This is a genomic window from Thiomonas delicata (assembly GCF_900088825.1).
GTDB lineage: Bacteria > Pseudomonadota > Gammaproteobacteria > Burkholderiales > Burkholderiaceae_C > Thiomonas_A > Thiomonas_A delicata.
Map to the genome: position 1 here is coordinate 1,820,183 of NZ_LT592170.1, position 18,369 is coordinate 1,838,551.

At 62.6% G+C, this 18,369-nt stretch carries 15 protein-coding genes; 14 read left to right on the forward strand and 1 reads right to left on the reverse strand.

Annotated features, from left to right (window positions below):
• The first annotated feature begins 15 nt into the window (after window positions 1–15).
• Window positions 16–1,365: a dihydrolipoyllysine-residue acetyltransferase gene (aceF, locus tag THIARS_RS08670; RefSeq protein ID WP_094160312.1), complete on the forward strand. Its 1,350-nt coding sequence runs from the start codon at window positions 16–18 to the stop codon at window positions 1,363–1,365.
• A gap of 18 nt (window positions 1,366–1,383) precedes the next feature.
• Window positions 1,384–3,201: a dihydrolipoyl dehydrogenase gene (gene lpdA, locus THIARS_RS08675; RefSeq protein WP_094160313.1), complete on the forward strand. Its 1,818-nt coding sequence runs from the start codon at window positions 1,384–1,386 to the stop codon at window positions 3,199–3,201.
• 37 nt (window positions 3,202–3,238) lie between these two features.
• Here lpdA (THIARS_RS08675) and THIARS_RS08680 read toward each other — a convergent pair whose 3' ends face one another.
• Window positions 3,239–3,919 (reverse strand): C40 family peptidase, encoded by a 681-nt coding sequence (locus tag THIARS_RS08680; protein ID WP_245845667.1) that lies wholly within the window; start codon window positions 3,917–3,919, stop codon window positions 3,239–3,241.
• 165 nt (window positions 3,920–4,084) lie between these two features.
• Here THIARS_RS08680 and acuI point away from each other — a divergent pair, with 165 nt between their 5' ends.
• The 12 genes from acuI to lpdA (THIARS_RS08740) all read left to right on the forward strand — a co-directional run bounded on the left by acuI (window position 4,085) and on the right by lpdA (THIARS_RS08740) (window position 18,368).
• Window positions 4,085–5,062, forward strand: coding sequence for an acrylyl-CoA reductase (NADPH) (gene acuI, locus THIARS_RS08685; RefSeq protein ID WP_094160317.1), 978 nt, complete (start codon window positions 4,085–4,087; stop codon window positions 5,060–5,062).
• A gap of 169 nt (window positions 5,063–5,231) precedes the next feature.
• Window positions 5,232–5,624 (forward strand): ArsR/SmtB family transcription factor, encoded by a 393-nt coding sequence (locus tag THIARS_RS08690; RefSeq protein WP_094160319.1) that lies wholly within the window; start codon window positions 5,232–5,234, stop codon window positions 5,622–5,624.
• Window positions 5,625–5,645: 21 nt separating this feature from the next.
• Window positions 5,646–7,025 (forward strand): sulfite dehydrogenase, encoded by a 1,380-nt coding sequence (gene soxC, locus THIARS_RS08695; RefSeq protein WP_094160321.1) that lies wholly within the window; start codon window positions 5,646–5,648, stop codon window positions 7,023–7,025.
• Window positions 6,979–8,079, forward strand: coding sequence for a c-type cytochrome (locus THIARS_RS08700; protein ID WP_245845670.1), 1,101 nt, complete (start codon window positions 6,979–6,981; stop codon window positions 8,077–8,079). Before soxC ends, THIARS_RS08700 begins: the two co-directional genes overlap by 47 nt.
• A gap of 76 nt (window positions 8,080–8,155) precedes the next feature.
• Complete coding sequence (gene soxY / locus THIARS_RS08705) at window positions 8,156–8,629, forward strand: thiosulfate oxidation carrier protein SoxY (RefSeq protein WP_094160325.1); 474 nt, start codon at window positions 8,156–8,158, stop codon at window positions 8,627–8,629.
• Window positions 8,630–8,674: 45 nt separating this feature from the next.
• Entirely contained in the window at window positions 8,675–8,986 is a 312-nt protein-coding gene (soxZ, locus tag THIARS_RS08710) for a thiosulfate oxidation carrier complex protein SoxZ (protein WP_094160719.1), read from the forward strand.
• Window positions 8,987–9,051: 65 nt separating this feature from the next.
• Window positions 9,052–9,888, forward strand: a complete 837-nt coding sequence (gene soxA, locus THIARS_RS08715) for a sulfur oxidation c-type cytochrome SoxA (RefSeq protein WP_094160327.1) — start codon at window positions 9,052–9,054, stop codon at window positions 9,886–9,888.
• A gap of 16 nt (window positions 9,889–9,904) precedes the next feature.
• Complete coding sequence (soxX, locus tag THIARS_RS08720; RefSeq protein WP_094160330.1) at window positions 9,905–10,555, forward strand: sulfur oxidation c-type cytochrome SoxX; 651 nt, start codon at window positions 9,905–9,907, stop codon at window positions 10,553–10,555.
• A 103-nt stretch (window positions 10,556–10,658) separates the two neighbouring features.
• Window positions 10,659–12,395: a thiosulfohydrolase SoxB gene (gene soxB, locus THIARS_RS08725; RefSeq protein ID WP_094160331.1), complete on the forward strand. Its 1,737-nt coding sequence runs from the start codon at window positions 10,659–10,661 to the stop codon at window positions 12,393–12,395.
• A gap of 294 nt (window positions 12,396–12,689) precedes the next feature.
• Entirely contained in the window at window positions 12,690–15,545 is a 2,856-nt protein-coding gene (locus THIARS_RS08730) for a 2-oxoglutarate dehydrogenase E1 component (protein WP_094160333.1), read from the forward strand.
• A gap of 89 nt (window positions 15,546–15,634) precedes the next feature.
• Window positions 15,635–16,930 carry a 2-oxoglutarate dehydrogenase complex dihydrolipoyllysine-residue succinyltransferase gene (odhB, locus tag THIARS_RS08735; protein WP_094160335.1) on the forward strand — a complete coding sequence of 432 codons (1,296 nt, stop codon included), beginning with the start codon at window positions 15,635–15,637 and terminating at the stop codon, window positions 16,928–16,930.
• Window positions 16,931–16,940: 10 nt separating this feature from the next.
• Entirely contained in the window at window positions 16,941–18,368 is a 1,428-nt protein-coding gene (lpdA, locus tag THIARS_RS08740; protein WP_094160337.1) for a dihydrolipoyl dehydrogenase, read from the forward strand.
• Window position 18,369: the final 1 nt, after the last annotated feature.

Here is an 18,369-nt window from a genome sequence, read left to right on the forward strand (position 1 = left end):
AAACTGGAGACAAGCATGGCAGTCGTGGATGTGAAGGTGCCCGACATCGGGGATTTCAAGGAAGTGGAGGTGATCGAGATTCTGGTCAAGCCGGGCGACGTCGTGGCGGTGGAGCAATCACTGGTCACGGTGGAGAGCGACAAGGCCAGCATGGAGATTCCGAGCAGCGCGGCCGGGGTGGTCAAGGCGTTGCGCGTGAAGCTCGGAGACAAGGTCAGCGAAGGCTCGGTCCTGCTGGAGCTCGAGGCTGCGTCGGCCGCAGCAGCCGAGCCCACTGCCGCAACGGCTTCCGCGCCTGTCGAAGCCGTTGCGGCCGCTGCGGCAGCGCCAATCGCTCCGGCGGCGGTGGGCGTGGGTTTCGCCTCCGAGCCGATCAAGCATGTACCGCCCACTGTGGCGCTGGAACCCGTGGCGCCCGCGCCGACGCCCGCTCACCTGCCGCACGCATCGCCCACGGTGCGCAAGCTGGCGCGCGAACTGGGTGTGCCCCTGGCGGAAGTCAAGGGTACCGGCCCGAAGGGGCGCATCAGCGCCGATGACGTGCAGGCCTTCGTCAAGGCCGTGATGTCGGGCAAGGCCGTCACCCAGGCCGCCGCTGCCGCCAAGCCTGCGCAGAACGGAATCGGCCTGAACCTGCTGGCCTGGCCCAAGGTCGACTTCGCCAAGTTCGGCCCCATCCGCACCGAGCCGCTGTCGCGCATCAAGAAGATTTCCGGCCCGAATCTGGCGCGCAACTGGGCCATGATTCCCCACGTCACGCAGTTCGACGAAGCCGACATCACCGAGCTGGAGGAGTTCCGCAAAACCAGCAACGAACGTCTGGCCAAGAGCGGCGTCAAGCTCACCATGCTGGCTTTCGTGATGAAGGCCTGCGTCGCGGTACTCAGGCAGATGCCGGCGTTCAACGCCTCGCTCGACGAGTCAGGCGAGAACCTGATCCTCAAGGACTACGTGCATCTGGGCTTCGCGGCCGATACACCCCAAGGTCTGGTCGTGCCGGTGTTGAAGGATGTGGACCAAAAAGGCTTGGGCCAGATTGCCACCGAAATGGGCCAGCTCGCCGCCACCGCGCGCGAGGGCAAGCTCAAGCCATCCGACATGCAGGGCGCCAGCTTCACCATCTCCAGCCTGGGCGGGGTGGGCGGCACCGCGTTCACGCCCATCATCAACGCGCCCGAAGTCGCCATCCTCGGCCTGTCCAAATCGCAGATCAAGCCGGTATGGGACGGCAAGGCCTTTCAGCCGAGGTTGATGCTGCCATTGTCCTTGTCGTACGACCATCGCGTGATCGATGGCGCGATGGCGGCGCGTTTCACCACCCTGTTGGGCGAGTTGCTGGCCGACATGCGGCGCGCGCTGCTGTGAACCTTGGAGACCACACGCATGGCAACGATGGAAGTCAAAGTCCCCGACATCGGGGATTTCAAGGAAGTGGAGGTGATCGAGATTCTGGTCAAGCCGGGCGACGTCGTGGCGGTGGAGCAATCACTGGTCACGGTGGAGAGCGACAAGGCCAGCATGGAGATTCCGAGCAGCGCGGCCGGGGTGGTCAAGGCGTTGCGCGTGAAGCTCGGAGACAAGGTCAGCGAAGGCTCGGTGCTCCTCGATCTGGAGGCTGATGCGAGCGACGCCGGCACGGCGTCGGCGGCGCAATCCGTTTCCGTGCCGGATGCAGCGAAACCCGCCGCGGCAGCGCCTGCGTCGATCACCGCGGCGCCCGCCACGGGAAGCTACGCGGGCACGGTCGACCACGATTGCGACGTGATGGTGCTGGGCTCGGGACCAGGGGGCTACTCCGCCGCATTTCGCGCCGCAGACCTGGGCCTAAAGGTGGTTCTGGTCGAACGCTACGCCGCGCTCGGCGGAGTCTGTCTGAACGTCGGCTGCATTCCTTCCAAGGCGCTGCTGCATGTGGCGGCGGTGATGGACGAGGCCGCCCACTTCGCGGCTCTTGGGGTCGATTTCGGCACCCCCAAGGTGGACCGCGCCAAGCTTGCCGCGCACAAGGACAAGGTGGTCGGCAAGCTCACCGGCGGACTCGGCGCGATGGCGAAAATGCGCAAGGTGACCGTGCTGCGCGGCTATGGCAGTTTTGCCGATCCGCATCACGTGGTGGTCGAGTTGACCCAGGGTCCGGCGCAGGACAAGACGGGGGCTGCGCAGACCGTGCGTTTCAAGCGGGCCATCATCGCGGCCGGATCTCAGGCGGTGCGCCTGCCTTTTCTGCCCGAGGATCCGCGCGTGGTGGATTCCACCGGTGCCCTGGCGCTGGACCAGTCGCCGAAAAACATGCTCATCGTCGGCGGCGGCATCATCGGTCTGGAGATGGGCACCGTCTATTCGACCTTGGGTGCACGCCTGGACGTGGTGGAAATGCTCGATGGCCTGATGCCGGGCGCCGACCGCGATCTGGTCAAGGTCTGGCAGAAAATGAACGCCAAGCGCTTTGACCGCATCCTGTTGAACACGAAGACCGTGGCGGCCGAGGCCAAGCCCGACGGAATCTGGGTGCGCTTCGAGGGGGCAGGCGCTCCCGCCGAGCCGCAGCGCTATGACCTGGTGTTGCAGGCCGTGGGGCGTGCGCCCAACGGCGGCAAGATCGGGGCGCAGAGGGCTGGCGTCACGGTCAACGAGCGCGGATTCATCCCGGTCGACGCGCAACAGCGCACGAACGTTCCGCATATCCATGCCATCGGCGACATCGTCGGCCAGCCCATGCTCGCGCACAAGGCCGTGCATGAGGGCCATGTTGCAGCCGAGGTCTGCGCCGGGGAACTGCGCGGGGACGCGGCACTGGCACGCGCGGCTTTCGATGCCAGGGTGATTCCGAGCGTCGCCTACACCGATCCCGAGATCGCCTGGGTCGGGCTGACCGAGGACGCGGCCAGGGAGCAGGGCATTGCCGTGACCAAGGGGCTGTTTCCGTGGACGGCTTCGGGCCGCGCCATCGCCAACGGCCGCGACGAGGGCTTCACCAAGCTGCTGTTCGACGCCGAATCCCATCGCATCGTCGGCGGCGGCATCGTCGGAACCCACGCCGGCGACCTGATTGGCGAGATTGCGCTGGCGATTGAAATGGGCGCTGACGCCGTGGATATCGGACGCACCATCCACCCGCACCCCACGCTGGGCGAATCCGTCGGCATGGCGGCGGAGGTGGCCGAAGGAGCGTGCACAGACCTGCCTCCGGCCAAGCGCTAGCCCTTGCGCCGGGCCTGCCGACGGTCGTCGCGAGGCCTTAGTGGCTGACGGAGCCCTGGGCCTGGACCTGCTCCGCGGCCTTGTCCGCGGCGCCCCCGCTTGATGGGTCCGGGCCTGGCGCTGCGGCCTGTGCCGGTGGCAGCGGATCGGCGGCGTGAGTGATCAAGCGGCGCGCGCCATCAAAGTGGCGCGCCCAGTAGGGATCGTCGAGTTTGCTGATCTGCACGCTTTGACCCGGGCGCGGGGAGTGGACGAATTCGCCATTGCCGATGTAGATGCCGACATGGGAGAACGCGCGGCGCAGCGTGTTGAAAAACACCAAATCACCAGGGCGCAACTGGCTTTCGGAAATTTTCTCGCCCTCGCGGCTTTGTTGCGCCGCGCTGTGGGGCAAGACGAGACCGAGAGTCTGCTGATAGACATGGCGCACGAAGCCCGAGCAATCAAACCCGGTGGAAGCATGATCGCCGCCATATTTGTAGCGCACACCTAGAAAACCCAGGGCGTTGACCACCAGATCCGAGGCGCGGGTCGAAACCTGCTGAACCAGGCCGTTCCGGGCAAGCCACTGCTGAAGGACATCACTTTTGCCGGAAGATGCCCCGGATACGTTCGAGGCTGCCGGCGAGCCCGCCTGCGCGGCGTTTGAGGCGTCCTCGCCAACTGGTTTGTTTTGCGCGCATGCCGCTGCCGAAGCCACCAGAACGGCAAGGCTCAAGATCAGTTTCAGCGAGTGCGCGTGAAAATCCTGCATAACATGATCAACTTACCCTTTCCGGCGCGGGACTGTCAACCTTTGCACGAACCTGGCTTGTCCTCGTGCCTGCATGGCGCGCCGCGCTGAACTAGGCTCGCGACAGAACAAATCCGATGGAGACCGACAATGTTCAAGGCTTGGCTGCTGAGCAAGGATGAGGGCAAGTTTCATGCGGCGTTGCGCGACGTCGACGAGCAGGATTTGCCCGATGGCGATGTGCTGGTGCAGGTTCTGCATTCCTCCATCAACTACAAAGATGCGCTGGCCCTGACCGACAGCGCCCCCGTCGTCCGGCGCTGGCCCATGGTGCCCGGCATCGACGGCGCTGGCGTGGTGCTGCGCAGCAGCCACCCGGGCTGGAAGCCTGGGGATCGCTGGATTCTCAACGGCTGGGGCGTGGGCGAAACGCATTGGGGCTGTCTGGCGCAGCGCGCCAGCCTGCAGGGCGATTGGCTGGTCCCGCTGCCGGAGTGTTTCGACACCCGTCAGGCCATGATTCTCGGCACGGCCGGATACACCGCCATGCTTTGCGTGCAGGCCGTCGCGCGCCATGGCGTTGCGGCCGGGGATGGCGATGTGCTGGTGACCGGGGCGACAGGGGGCGTCGGCAGTGTCGCGGTGGGCCTGCTGGCTCGTCGCGGATATCGTGTCGTCGCCGCAACGGGCAAGCCTGCCGAAGCTGCGTATTTGCACGCGCTGGGCGCGGCCGAGGTCATCGACCGCGCAACGCTGAGCGGTCCCGGCAAGCCCTTGCAGAAAGAGCGGTGGGCCGCAGTGGTGGATAGCGCGGGCAGCCATATCCTGGCCAACGCTTGCGCGCAGACGCGCTGGGGTGGCGTGGTCGCCGCATGCGGACTTGCCCAAGGCATGGATTTCCCAACCACGGTGGCCCCATTCATTCTGCGCAATGTGACGCTGAGCGGGGTGGACAGCGTGATGCAACCCATGGCCGCGCGACAGGCTGCCTGGGCCGCGCTGGCCAGGGAGGTCGACACCGCGCAACTCGAGCGCATGGCGCACGATCTGCCATTGAGCGAGGCGCTGGCGGCCGCGACCCGGATCATGGCGGGGCAGGCCCTCGGTCGCACGGTGGTATCCGTCTGAGCCCGCCGAAACGGATGGAGCATGGCGCGCTCGCAAGGATCCATGGCATCCATGGCGGGCCTTTGTGAAGCAATTGTTCACCATTGACTAGGGAAAATCCTAGGCGCGCCGTCTAGACTCATAGGTCCACTTCCCTACAATCATAAGTGCTTGCTTATAAGCAAATTCAATGACCGCGCAACTTACGTCCCTGCCACTATTGAACACCGATGCCGAAGATGATGAAGACGCCGAGCGCGTGTTCATTCTTGCGGCGGAATTGTTCGGCGTCCTTGCCACGCCATTACGCCTTCGCATCCTGAACGCGATCTGCAATCAGGAAAGAGGTGTGGGCGAGATCATGGAAGTGGTCGAATCCACCCAGCCCAACGTGTCCCAGCATCTCAAGGTGCTGTACCAGGCCGGCATCGTGGCCAAGAGGCGTGTGGGTAACCAGGTTTATTACCGGGTGCAGAGTGAGAAGGCGGTGCAGTTATGCCGCACGGTTTGCACCCAAATTGCCATCGAGCTGGACGATCCAGAGTCCGTTTCCCAATCAGAGCGCTTGGCTCGGCGCATTTAGCATTTACCAGCGAGTACGAGGATGAGTGACTACAGCAAAAGGCTAGGCCGGTTGCGTCCTGCACCGGAAAACTTCCTGACTGCCGAGCAGATCGCGCAGGTTCAGGGCGGCCGTCGCGATTTTCTGCGCCGGGCGTTCACCGCGGCCAGTGCCGCCATGGTGACTGGGGGTGCCGCAAACGCTTACGCCGAGGACCGCAAGGACTGGGTTGGCGACAAGGGCAGCAAATTCATTCTGGACAAGCCCGAGTGGGGAACCACGCTGGGTAAGCCGGTGGATGAGCCGCCCTATGGCATGCCTTCCAAGTACGAGGCCAATCTGGTGCGCCGCATCAGTCCTGGCCTTTCGGCGGTGAATCAGGCCAACGTGGCGTTCGCGCCGCTGCAGGGGATGTTCGGCATCATCACGCCCTCCGGCCTGCATTTCAACCGCTCGCACCAGGGCTGGTATGACATCGACCCGGCGCAGCATCGCCTGATGGTGATGGGCGAGAAGGGCCTGGTCAAGAACCCCAAGGTCTATACCGTGGGCGACATCATGCGCATGCAGCCGGTGTCCCGCATCCATTTCATCGAGTGCGGCGCGAACAGCGCCATGGAGTGGGGCAACGTGTCTGTGCCCACCGTGCAATACACGCACGGCATGGTGTCGTGCAGCGAGTTCACCGGCGTGCCGCTGATCAAGCTGCTCGAAGATTGCGGCGCCGACCTCAAGGGCGTGCGTTTCATCATGGCCGAGGGGGCCGATGGGTCGCACGAAAACCGCACCATCCCGATGTCTCTGGTGATCTCCGGGGAAGTGTTGGTCGCTTACGGGCAAAACGGCGAAATGCTGCGTCCCGAGAACGGCTACCCACTGCGCCTTGTCGTCCCTGGCGTGGAAGGCGTGTCGCAAATCAAGTATCTGCGCCGCATCAAGCTTGGCACTTCGCCTTTTGCCACGAAGGACGAGGTGTTGGGCTATGTCGATCTGATGCCGGACGGCAAGTTGCGCCAGTACACGTCGATCATGGAATGCAAGTCCGTCATCACTTCGCCTTCCGGCGGCCAGGTCCTGATGGACAAGGGCGTCTACAACGTCACCGGCCTGGCCTGGTCCGGCCGCGGCAAGATCAAGCGCGTCGACGTGTCCTTCGACGGTGGTGTGAGCTGGCAGCAGGCCCGACTCGAGGGCCCGATCCAGAACAAGGCGCTGACCCGTTTCAACATTCCCTGGGTGTGGAATGGCAAGGGTGCTTTCCTGCAAAGCCGCGCTGTCGACGAAACCGGCATGGTGCAGCCCACCTATCAGGAAATGCGCAAAGTCCGTGGCACGCGTTCGGTGTACCACAACAATTCCATCCAAACTTGGCAAGTTGAAGAAACTGGAGATGTTCGCAATGTCCAACTCGCGAATTCGTAAGGCCGCCGTTGCGGCAGCTCTCGGCCTGGCCTTTTCGGCGGCCTGGGGAGCAAATCTGGGGGCCACGCTGGGCCGTGGCGCAACGCCGGATGAAATCAAGGCGTGGAATATCGACGTAAGGCCCGATTTCCAGGGTCTGCCGCAAGGGCAGGGCACGGTGGCCGAAGGCACCAAGCTGTGGGAATCGACATGCGCTTCCTGTCACGGGGATTTCGCCGATTCCAACGCCGTATTCCCGCCCATCGTCGGCGCCTACCAGGCGTCCAAGCAGGACATCGCCACGGGACGCGTGGCCAAGCTGGCCAACGTGACCGATGGCGGCGGCACATCCATCGAGAAGCTCTCGACCCTGTCGACGCTCTTCGACTATATCCACCGCGCGATGCCTTGGAATGCACCGGACACGCTGACCTGGAACCAAACATATTCCCTGGTCGCCTACTTGCTGAATTTGGCGAATGTCGTGCCGGCCAACTTCACCCTCACCCGCGACAACGTCCAGCAGGTTCAGGATATGCTGCCGAACCGCAATGGCATGACCTGGAACCATGGGATGTGGCCCGGCAAGGAAATCGGCAATGGTGGTATCCCCGATACCCACAATGTCGAGTGCATGAAAAACTGCGCCGCTAAGCCGAAGGTCGACTCATTCATCCCCGAGTACGCCATGAACACCTGGGGAAACTTGGCAGACGAAACTCGCCCCTGGGGTCCGATCCGCGGTCAGGTCACGCTGTCGAAAGCTGAGTTGAAGAAGATCGACGAAAAGAAGCAGGCGGCTGCCAGCGATCCGAATGCCAAGGTCGTTTCCCTGATCAAGGCCAACGGTTGCATCGCTTGCCATAGTTTCGGCGACAACAAGGTGGTGGGGCCGGGCTACCAGGAAATTGCCAAGCGCTATGCTGGCAAGAAGGACATGGTGGCCGAGTTGACTGGCCGAATCATGAAGGGCGGTTCGGGTGTATGGGGGAGTATCCCCATGCCCCCGCAGAGTATCAGTGAAGCTGATGCGAAGATGATCGCAACCTGGGTTGTAGACGGAGCGAAGCAGTAAAGCGTTAATCCCCAGTGGTCGATCCACGCAGGCAAGCCTTTCTGTTACGCATTTTCATTTTGAGGAGCATAGTCGTATGAATCAATCACGTCGTCAGGTCATGCAGCTGGGTGCTGGTGCGACCGTTGTGGGTCTGGCCGCCACGGCTGGGCTTCTGCCCGTTACCGCCCAGGCGGCCGACGCCCCGGGCTGGAATCCCAAGCTGTTCGAAGCCAAGACGCTGGATGAAGTCGCCAAAATCCTTGGCGCTACGCCCACCGAAAGCACCGATGTTTCCATCATCGGTCCGGACATCGCCGAGAACGGCGCGGTCGTGCCGGTCGGTGTGAAGTCCACCGCCGCGGGTGTCAGCATGATCGGCATTGTGGTGCAAAAGAATCCCACCGCATTGGTCGCGACCTTCAACACCAAGGATGGCGCCGAACCGAATGTGGCGACCCGCATCAAGATGGCACAAACCTCCCACGTCTACGCCGTGGCCAAGGCTGGTGACAAGCTGCTGTTCAACAAGAAGGAAATCAAGGTCACCCTCGGTGGCTGCGGCGGCTGAACGGCCTTTCCTACTTCGGTTTTCTAGACTTTATTGGAGTTCAATATGCCAAATCCGATGCGCATGCGCGCCAACGTCGAAGGCGATGCTGTGATTGTTCGTGTCCTGATGACCCACCCCGAGGACACCGGCCTGATGAAGGGCCCCGACGGGAAAATCATCCCCGCCCATTTCATTCAATCCGTCATTTGCAAGAACAACGACAAAACCGTCATGACTTGCGATTGGGGCACCGCCATTTCCAAGAATCCGTTCCTGGAATTCCGCTTCAAGGGCGGCAAGTCGGGTGACAAGGTGTCTGTGACCTGGCTGGACAACAAGGGCGAAACCCAGACTGACAGCACCACAGTGTCCTGAAGTTCCCGCTTCTGAAGTTCACGCCTCATTTGTTTGATGCAGTACGCACTGTTCGCGAGGAGACCATGAGACTACGACTAAAAAATTTCGCAGCACTGGCCGGGATGACGCTTCCCGCCCTGATGCTGATCGGGGCCGGGATGCATTACGCCCAAGCCGCTTCCGTAACCCAGGAAGGCAATGCCTACCTGCAGCTGATGAACGAGATGGGTGGTAACCCCGCCGATTTCAACATCGACGACGGCAAGAAGCTGTGGAGCGAAAAGCGCGGCCCGAAAAATGCTTCTCTCGAACAGTGCAATCTCGGCCTCGGCCCTGGTGTCGTGAAGGGCGCCTATGCCCAACTGCCGCGCTACTTCCCGGATACCGGCAAGGTGCAGGATCTTGAGTCCCGTTTGGTGACTTGCGAGGAGACTCTTCAAGGATTCACTCCCAAACAGGCGGATGCTGATCATTTCGCCAAGGAAGGCGGCAACGCTTCACCGCTGGAGAACATCGCCATGTATGTGGCGCATGAATCCGACGGCATGAAGATCGCCATTCCGCAAAATACCGAGCAGGAAAAGCTTTCGTATGAGAACGGCAAAAAGCTGTTTTTCTACCGCGCCGGCCCGTTCAGTTTTTCCTGTGCCGCCTGCCACTCGGAAAGCGGCAAGCGCATCAAGATTTCAGCGCTGCCCAATCTGACCAATAGCGAAGCGGCTGTTTCCTATGCCACTTGGCCTGCCTACCCCAACTCCCAAGGTGTTGCTCGCACGCTTGAATGGCGCATGCTGGCTTGCATGCGTCAACAACGTTGGCCGGCGCCCAAGTTCACATCCAATGCGGTGATCGACTTGATCACTTATATGGGTGTCAACTCGAATGGCGCCACGCTCCATACGCCGACCTTCAAGCGCTAAAAGAGGAGACGACGACATGAAAAAAATTGTTCTATTGGCGATGACGGCTGTCAGCGCCGCTGTGCTGAGCGGCTGTGCGGGAATGGATAAATCCGCTTCGGCAAATGGTGGCGACCCTTTTGCCACCGCATCGTTTCAAAAAATTCTCAAGGACGACTTTGTCAGCAAGGGCCAGGCCAGCGTGGATCGCCTGAAGCAAACCCAGCATCAGTACGAGTGTTCCAAGTACGAGTATCTGGGCAAGCCCATGCCGGCCGACCTGCAGAAGAAGTTGGAACAGGATGCGATGAGCAAGGTGGTTTATCCAAAGGACGGCCAGTACCTGGGCGACTGGAAGGCCGGCCTAAAAATCGCTGAAGATGGCAAAGGCATGCAGTGGAGCGACAAGCCCGGCTCGCCCAATGGTGGCAATTGCCTGGCTTGCCACAAGATGATCGCCAATGATCCTTCCCAGGGCAATATCGGCCCCGAGCTTTACCACTACGCGAAGCTGCGTGGCAACAGCGAAGCCGTTCTGAAGTACACCTGGCAGCGTATCTATGATTCCGAAGCGTTCAATGCCTGCAGCTATATGCCGCCTTTCGGCGCGCACAAGATTCTGACCGAGCAGCAGATGAAGGACGTGATGGCGCTGCTGATGGATCCGGATTCTCCTGTCAACAAATAATTGATTGTTTGTATCTAGGCTGGTCGACAGCCGATTAGCCGAGTCTGACCTGCCCGCCTCATCGTTGCCGATCGGCGGGCTTTTTCTTTTTCAAGGACCCACAATGAGCATCTCCCGCCGCGAATTTCTCAGTGTTTTGGCTGCCGCAGGCGTCAGCGGATTTCCGATGATGCGTGAAGCCAGTGCAGCCGAGGTGGATCAGCTGTACAACCCACCCGTGACGGGAAATGTGCATTTCCTGCATATGACCGACAGTCATGCGCATTTGCAGCCGGTCTACTTCCGTGAGCCGAACGTCAACATCGGCGTGGCCAGCATGGAAGGTCATCTGCCGCATTTGGTGGGGGCGAACTATCTCAAGCGCGTGGGTTTCAAGCCCAATACGCGCGAGTCCTATGCGTTCACCTATCTCGATTTCGTGCGCGCCGGCAAGCAGTACGGCAAGATGGGCGGCTATGCGCATATCGCCACCTTGGTGAAGAAACTCAAGGCCTCCCGCCCCGGCGCGCTGCTGCTCGATGGCGGCGATACGTGGCAAGGCACGGGACTGTCGCTGTGGACCAAGGGCCAGGACATGGTCGACGCGCAGCTCCAGCTCGGCGTGGACGTGATGACTGCCCACTGGGAGTTCACCTATGGGCAGGACCGCGTGAAGGAAATCGTGTCCAAGGATTTCAAGGGCAAGATCGACTTCGTGGCGCAGAACGTGAAGACCGCCGACTTCGGCGACCCGGTATTCCCGAACTACGTGATGAAGCAGATGAACGGCGTGCAGGTCGCCATCATCGGCCAGGCCTTTCCCTACACCCCGATTGCGAATCCCGCTTATCTGATTCCCGACTGGACCTTCGGCATCGACACCGACCACATGCAAAAGGTGGTGAACGAGGTCAAGAAGAAGGGAGCGCAGTTGGTTGTCGTCATCTCGCACAACGGTATGGACGTGGACCGCAAGATGGCTTCGCTGGTCGAAGGCATCGATTGCATCTTTGGCGGCCACACGCACGACGGCGAGGCCGTCGCGGTCGAGGTGCGCCGGCCTTCCGGCGGCATGACCCTGGTGACGAATGCGGGCTCGCATGGCAAATTCCTCGCGGTGATGGATTTCGATGTGCGGGGCGGCAAGATGGCGGGCTATAAGTACCGGCTGCTGCCCGTGTTTTCCGAGCTGCTCCCGGCCGATGCCGACATGACGGCGCTGATCAAGAAGCACCGCGCACCGTACGAAAGCAAGATGAACGAGGTGCTCGCCCATACCGAAGGCGTGTTGTACCGCCGAGGCAATTTCAACGGCACCTGGGATCAACTCGTGGTCGATGCCATGCTCGCCGTGCGCGGCGGCGACCTGGCGTTCTCGCCGGGCTTCCGCTGGGGCGGCAGCCTGCTTCCGGGCGAACCCATTACCCGTGAGGCCATGATGACCCAGCTGGCCATCACCTATCCGTACTGCACGCTTTCGGACATGACCGGCGAAACCGTGAAGGCCGTGATGGAGGACGTCTGCGACAACCTGTTCAACCCCGATCCCTACTACCAGCAGGGCGGTGACATGGTTCGCCTGGGGGCGCTGGAGTACACGTGCGCGCCCAATGAGAAAATGGGCAACCGCATCCAGGACATGCGCCTGGGAGGCAAGCCGCTCGATCCGAAGAAGACCTACAAGGTGGCCGGCTGGGCACCCGTGCAGCAAGCTTCGGCCAACGCCAGCAATCCGCCGATCTGGGACATCGTGGAGGAATACCTCAAGCACCAGAAGGTCATCAAGCCGCTCAAGCCCAACGAGCCCAAGCTGATCGGTGTGAAAGGCAATCCTGGGTTGGCGCAGTACAACAAATTCTGAGATCCGGGCTGAAGCTTGCGTTCCTGCCGCTCAGGGCGGCAGGGTAGGAAGGGTTGGAAGCAATTCCAGCCCTTTTTTTTGCTGTCCGGCCGTGCTGCGCACCCTGCAGCGTCACAGAACATCGGACTTGGCGTGGTCATGCTCGGCTAATTTTGCGATGCATCAAAACCGCTGTTACAGTTGATGCAGGTCTTTCGTCATCGGACCGCTGTGCGCCAGGGCAGGGTACCTGCTCCGGCGTATGGTGCTTCACCCACTTCACGCCGGGGTGCCCGGCATACCAGTGAGCCCACCATGACCATTCAACAGCTTCGCGCCAACTCCTATCTGTTTGGCGGCAATGCTCCTTATGTCGAGGAGCTGTACGAAACCTATCTCGCGAATCCAGGGGCCGTGCCGGATCATTGGCGCGACTACTTCGACGCTTTGCAGCACGTGCCGGCCGTCGACGGCAGCAATTCCCGGGACATTCCGCACGCCCCAGTCGTTTCGGCTTTTGCGCAGCGGGCCAAGAGCGGCCCGACGCGACCGATCACGTTCAGTTCCGATGCGGAGATGTCGCGCAAGCGCGTCGCCGCGCAGCAGCTCATTGCCGCCTACCGCAATGTGGGCGTGCGCTGGGCCGACCTCGATCCGCTCAAGCGCACCGAGCGTCCGCAGATTCCCGACCTCGACCCGGCTTTCTACGGCTTCACCGATGCCGATCTGGAAACGGTGTTCAACACCAGCAACACCTATTTCGGCAAGGAGAGCATGAGCCTGCGGGAACTCGTGAACAACCTGCACGAAACCTATTGCGGCTCCATCGGTGCCGAGTTCATGTACTTGAGCGACCAGGGGCAGAAGCGCTGGTGGCAGCAGAAGCTGGAGAGCATCCGCACGCGACCGAATTTTTCGGCGGAGAAAAAGCGCGAGATCCTGGACAAATTGACCGCCGCCGAAGGTCTGGAGCGCTATCTGGCGACGCGCTATGTCGGACAGAAGCGGTTTTCGCTGGAGGGTGGAGAGAGTTTCATCGTCGGCATGGACGAGGTCATTCAGCGCGGCGGTGAGTTGGGCTCGCAGGAGGTGATCATCGGCATGGCCCACCGCGGCCGGCTCAACGTGCTGGTCAACACCCTGGGCAAGCGGCCGAAGGATCTGTTCGACGAGTTCGAAGGCAAGCACGCCAGCGATCTGCCGTCGGGCGACGTGAAGTACCACCAGGGTTTTTCCAGCGACGTGTCGACCCCGGCGGGACCGGTTCATCTGTCGCTGGCGTTCAATCCTTCCCATCTGGAAATCGTCAACCCTGTCGTCGAAGGTTCGGTGCGCGCCCGTCAGGAGCGCCGCGGCGACAAAAAGGGGCAGCAGGTCCTGCCCGTTCTGGTGCACGGCGATGCGTCCTTTGCCGGGCAGGGCGTCGTGATGGAAACCCTGGCGCTGGCGCAGACCCGAGGCTATTCGACCGGCGGCACGCTGCACATCGTGATCAACAACCAGATCGGCTTCACGACCTCGGATCCGCGCGATGCGCGGTCCACGCTGTATTGCACCGACGTGGTCAAGATGATCGAGGCTCCCGTGCTGCATGTGAACGGCGACGATCCCGAAGCCGTGGCCCTGTGCTGCCAGCTCGCGGTCGATTACCGGGCTGAGTTTAGCCATGACGTGGTGGTCGACATCGTGTGTTTCCGCAAACTGGGGCACAACGAACAGGACACGCCGGCCGTGACCCAGCCGCTGATGTACAAGAAGATCGCGGCGCACCCCGGCACGCGCAAGCTCTACGCCGATCGTCTGGTCAGCCAGGGCGTGATCGGCGCCGACGATGGCGATGCGATGGTTCAGCGCTACCGTCAGGCCATGGAGGACGGCGAGCGAGCGATCGAGCCCGTGCTGTCGAACTACAAGAGCAAGTTCGCGGTCGACTGGACGCCTTTTCTCAATCGCAAGTGGACCGACAACGCCGACACCGCCCTGCCGCTGTCCGAGCTCAAGCGCCTGGCCGAGCGCATCACGACCGTGCCGTCCGATTTGAAGCTGCATCCGCTGGTGGAGAAGGTGGTCGCCGACCGAGCGGCCATGGGCCGCGGCGAGGTCCCGCTCGACTGGGGCATGGGCGAGCACATGGCCTTCGCCTCGCTGGTGGCCAACGGCTATCCGGTGCGGTTGTCGGGCGAGGACAGCGGGCGCGGCACCTTCAGCCATCGCCACGCCGTGCTGCACGACCAGGGCCGCGAGCGCTGGGATGCCGGCAGTTACGTGCCGCTGCAGAACGTCTCCGATGGGCAGGCGCCGTTCGTCGTCATCGATTCCATCCTGTCCGAGGAGGCGGTGCTGGGCTTCGAGTACGGCTATTCCACTGCCGATCCGAACACCCTGGTCATCTGGGAGGCCCAGTTCGGCGATTTCGCCAACGGCGCTCAGGTCCTGATCGACCAGTTCATCTCGGCCGGCGAGGTCAAGTGGGGTCGCGCATCCGGGCTGACGCTGTTTTTGCCGCACGGCTACGAGGGGCAGGGGCCGGAGCATTCGTCCGCGCGCCTGGAGCGTTACCTGCAGCTGTGTGCCGAGACCAATATGCAGGTTTGCCAGCCGACCACGCCGGCGCAGATCTTCCATCTGTTGCGGCGCCAGATGATTCGGCCTTTCCGCAAGCCGCTGGTGGTGATGACGCCCAAGTCCCTGCTGCGCCACCATGAGGCGCGTTCGCCGCTGTCCGATCTGGCGACGGGGCATTTCCACACGGTGCTGGAAGAGGTGCAGGACATCGACCCGGCACGCGTGAAGCGCATGATCATGTGCTCGGGCCGCGTCTATTACGACCTGGTCGCGGAGCGCAAGCGGCGCGAATTGCAGGATGTGGCGATCGTGCGCTTCGAGCAGCTCTATCCTTTCCCGCACAAGGCCTTCGCCGCCGAACTCAAGCGCTATCCGCAGGTCCGCGACCTGGTCTGGTGCCAGGACGAGCCCCAGAACCAGGGCGCATGGTTCTTCATCCAGCATCACATCCACGAGAACATGCTCGATGGCCAGCGCTTGGGTTACTCCGGGCGGCCGGCATCCGCCTCCACCGCGGTGGGCTACTACGCCAAGCATGCCGAGCAGCAGAAGGAACTCGTTGCGGGCGCCTTTGGCAAGCTCAAGGGCTTCATCCTCACGAAATAAACAAGGCCGTCGCCCGTGTGTGATCGCCGCCATGACGGCGCTCGCACGGGCCGCGCTTCATAGCGTTCACATCCATCACGAGACCCACCATGGCAGCTATCGATGTCAAGGTTCCCCAGCTTTCCGAATCCGTCGCCGAAGCCACTTTGCTTCATTGGAAGAAAAGGCCCGGCGAAGCCGTCAAACAAGATGAAATCCTGATCGAGATCGAAACCGACAAGGTCGTGCTCGAAGTGCCCGCTCCTGCGGCCGGGGTCATGGCGCAAATCCTCAAGGACGATGGCGCCACCGTGGTTGCCGAGGAAGTCATCGCCAAGATCGACACAACAGCGACACCCCAGGTCAGCCCCTTGGCCGTGCAATCGGTCCCCGCCGCGGGGGCGCAGGACAAGGCAGCGGCGCCAACGCCCGCCGCTGCGGCACAGCCGGCGGCCATGCCGTCGGCGGCCAAGCTGATGGCCGAAAAAGGCGTCGACCCGGCGAGCGTGACGGGCACCGGGCGGGGTGAGCGCATCACCAAAGGCGATGCCTTGGCCGCCGTGGCGGGTCGCGCAGCCTCGGCCGCGGCGCAAATCCAGCCCAAGCCGGTTCCAACGCAAGCGTCTGCGGCGCAGGCCGGACCGTTCAGCAGCCAGACGGCATTGCCGCCGGTGGACGCCGAGATCGATCTCTCGGCCTATGCCGAGCGTCCCGAGCAGCGCGTGCCGATGAGCCGGCTGCGCGCGCGCATCGCACAGCGCCTGGTGCAGTCGCAGGCCGAGAACGCCATCCTCACGACGTTCAACGAAGTCAATATGCAGCCGGTGATGGACCTGCGCAATGCGCATAAGGAGCGCTTCGAGAAGGAGCATGGAGTCAAGCTCGGATTCATGAGCTTCTTTGTCAAGGCGGCGGTGCATGCGCTGAAAAAATATCCCGTCATCAATGCTTCGGTCGACGGCAACGACCTGATCTACCACGGGTATTTCGACATCGGCATCGCCGTGGGCAGCCCGCGCGGCCTTGTCGTCCCCATCCTGCGCAACGCCGACCAGATGAGCTTCGCCGACATCGAGAAGCAGATCGCCGAGTTCGGCGCGAAGGCTCGTGACGGCAAGCTGGCCATCGAGGATCTCACCGGCGGCACGTTTTCCATCAGCAACGGCGGCGTGTTCGGCTCGATGTTGTCCACCCCCATCATCAACCCGCCGCAGTCGGCCATTCTCGGCGTGCATGCCACGAAGGAGCGGCCCGTGGTGGAAAACGGCCAGATCGTCATCCGTCCGATCAACTACCTGGCGTTGAGCTATGACCACCGCATCATCGATGGACGCGAGGCCGTGCTGGGCCTGGTGGCCATGAAGGAAGCGCTGGAAGATCCGGCCCGCCTGTTGCTGAATCTTTGAGGGCGCGATCATGCAAACGCAATTCGACCTCATCGTCATCGGCGCAGGTCCGGGCGGCTATATCGCCGCCATCCGCGCCGCCCAGCTCGGGCTGTCGGTGGCCTGCATCGACGCTTGGTCCAACGCCAAGGGCGGCCCGGCCCCCGGCGGCACCTGCACCAACGTCGGCTGCATTCCGTCCAAGGCGCTGCTGCAATCGTCCGAGCACTACGAACATGCGGGCCATGGTTTCGCCGAGCACGGCATCGACGTGGCAGGGCTCAAGCTCGACCTCCCCCGCATGCTGGCGCGCAAGGAGCAGGTCGTGCGCCAGAACAACGAGGGCATCCTCTACCTGTTCAAGAAGAACAAGGTGCAGTTCGTGCATGGCCGAGCCTCGTTCGCCGCCAAGCTGGATGCGGGGTTCGAAGTGGATGTGACCGGCCCCGAGTCCAAGCGCCTCACCGCGAAGCAGGTCATCATCGCCACCGGATCGAGTCCCCGTGCCCTGCCGGACGCGGCGTTCGACGAAAAACTCATCCTGTCCAATACCGGCGCGCTGGCGCTGGGCGAGGTGCCCAAGCGTCTGGGCGTGATCGGCGCTGGGGTCATCGGCCTGGAAATGGGCTCGGTCTGGCGCCGACTGGGAGCGCAGGTGACGGTGCTCGAGGCGCTGCCCGACTTTCTCGGCGCGGCCGACGCGCAAGTGGCCAAGGAAGCGCTCAAGCAGTTCAAGAAGCAGGGGCTGGACATCCAGCTCGGGGTCAAGATCGCCGGAGTGAAGGCCGGGGCCAAGGTCGTGAATGTGCGATATGCGGACGCGCAAGGCGCCGAGCAGACCCTGACGGTGGACCGGCTCATCGTCTCCATCGGCCGCGTGCCGAACACCGAGGGATTGAATCTGGGGGCCGTCGGCCTGTCCACCGACGCGCGCGGCTTCGTGCCCGTGGATCATGACTGCAAGACCCCGGTCCCAGGCATCTGGGCGATAGGCGACGTGGTGCGCGGACCCATGCTGGCGCACAAGGCCGAGGAGGAGGGCGTGGCCGTCGCCGAGCGCATCCAGGGGCAGAAACCGCACGTGGATTTCAACACCGTACCCTGGGTGATCTACACCGCGCCAGAAATCGCCTGGGTGGGGCAGACCGAACAGCAGCTCAAGGCGGCCGGCCGGGCCTACAAGGCCGGCAGCTTCCCGTTCCTGGCCAATGGGCGCGCCCGCGCGCTGGGCGACACGACCGGCTTCGTCAAGATGCTGAGCGATGCGGCCACGGACGAGATCCTGGGTGTGCACATCATCGGCCCCATGGCTTCCGAGTTGATCGCGGAAGCCGCCGTGGCGATGGAGTTCAAGGCGGCAGCCGAGGACATCGCCCGCATCTGCCACGCCCATCCCACCCTGTCGGAGGCGATGAAGGAGGCGGCATTGGCGTGCGATGGCCGCAGCCTGAACTTCTGAC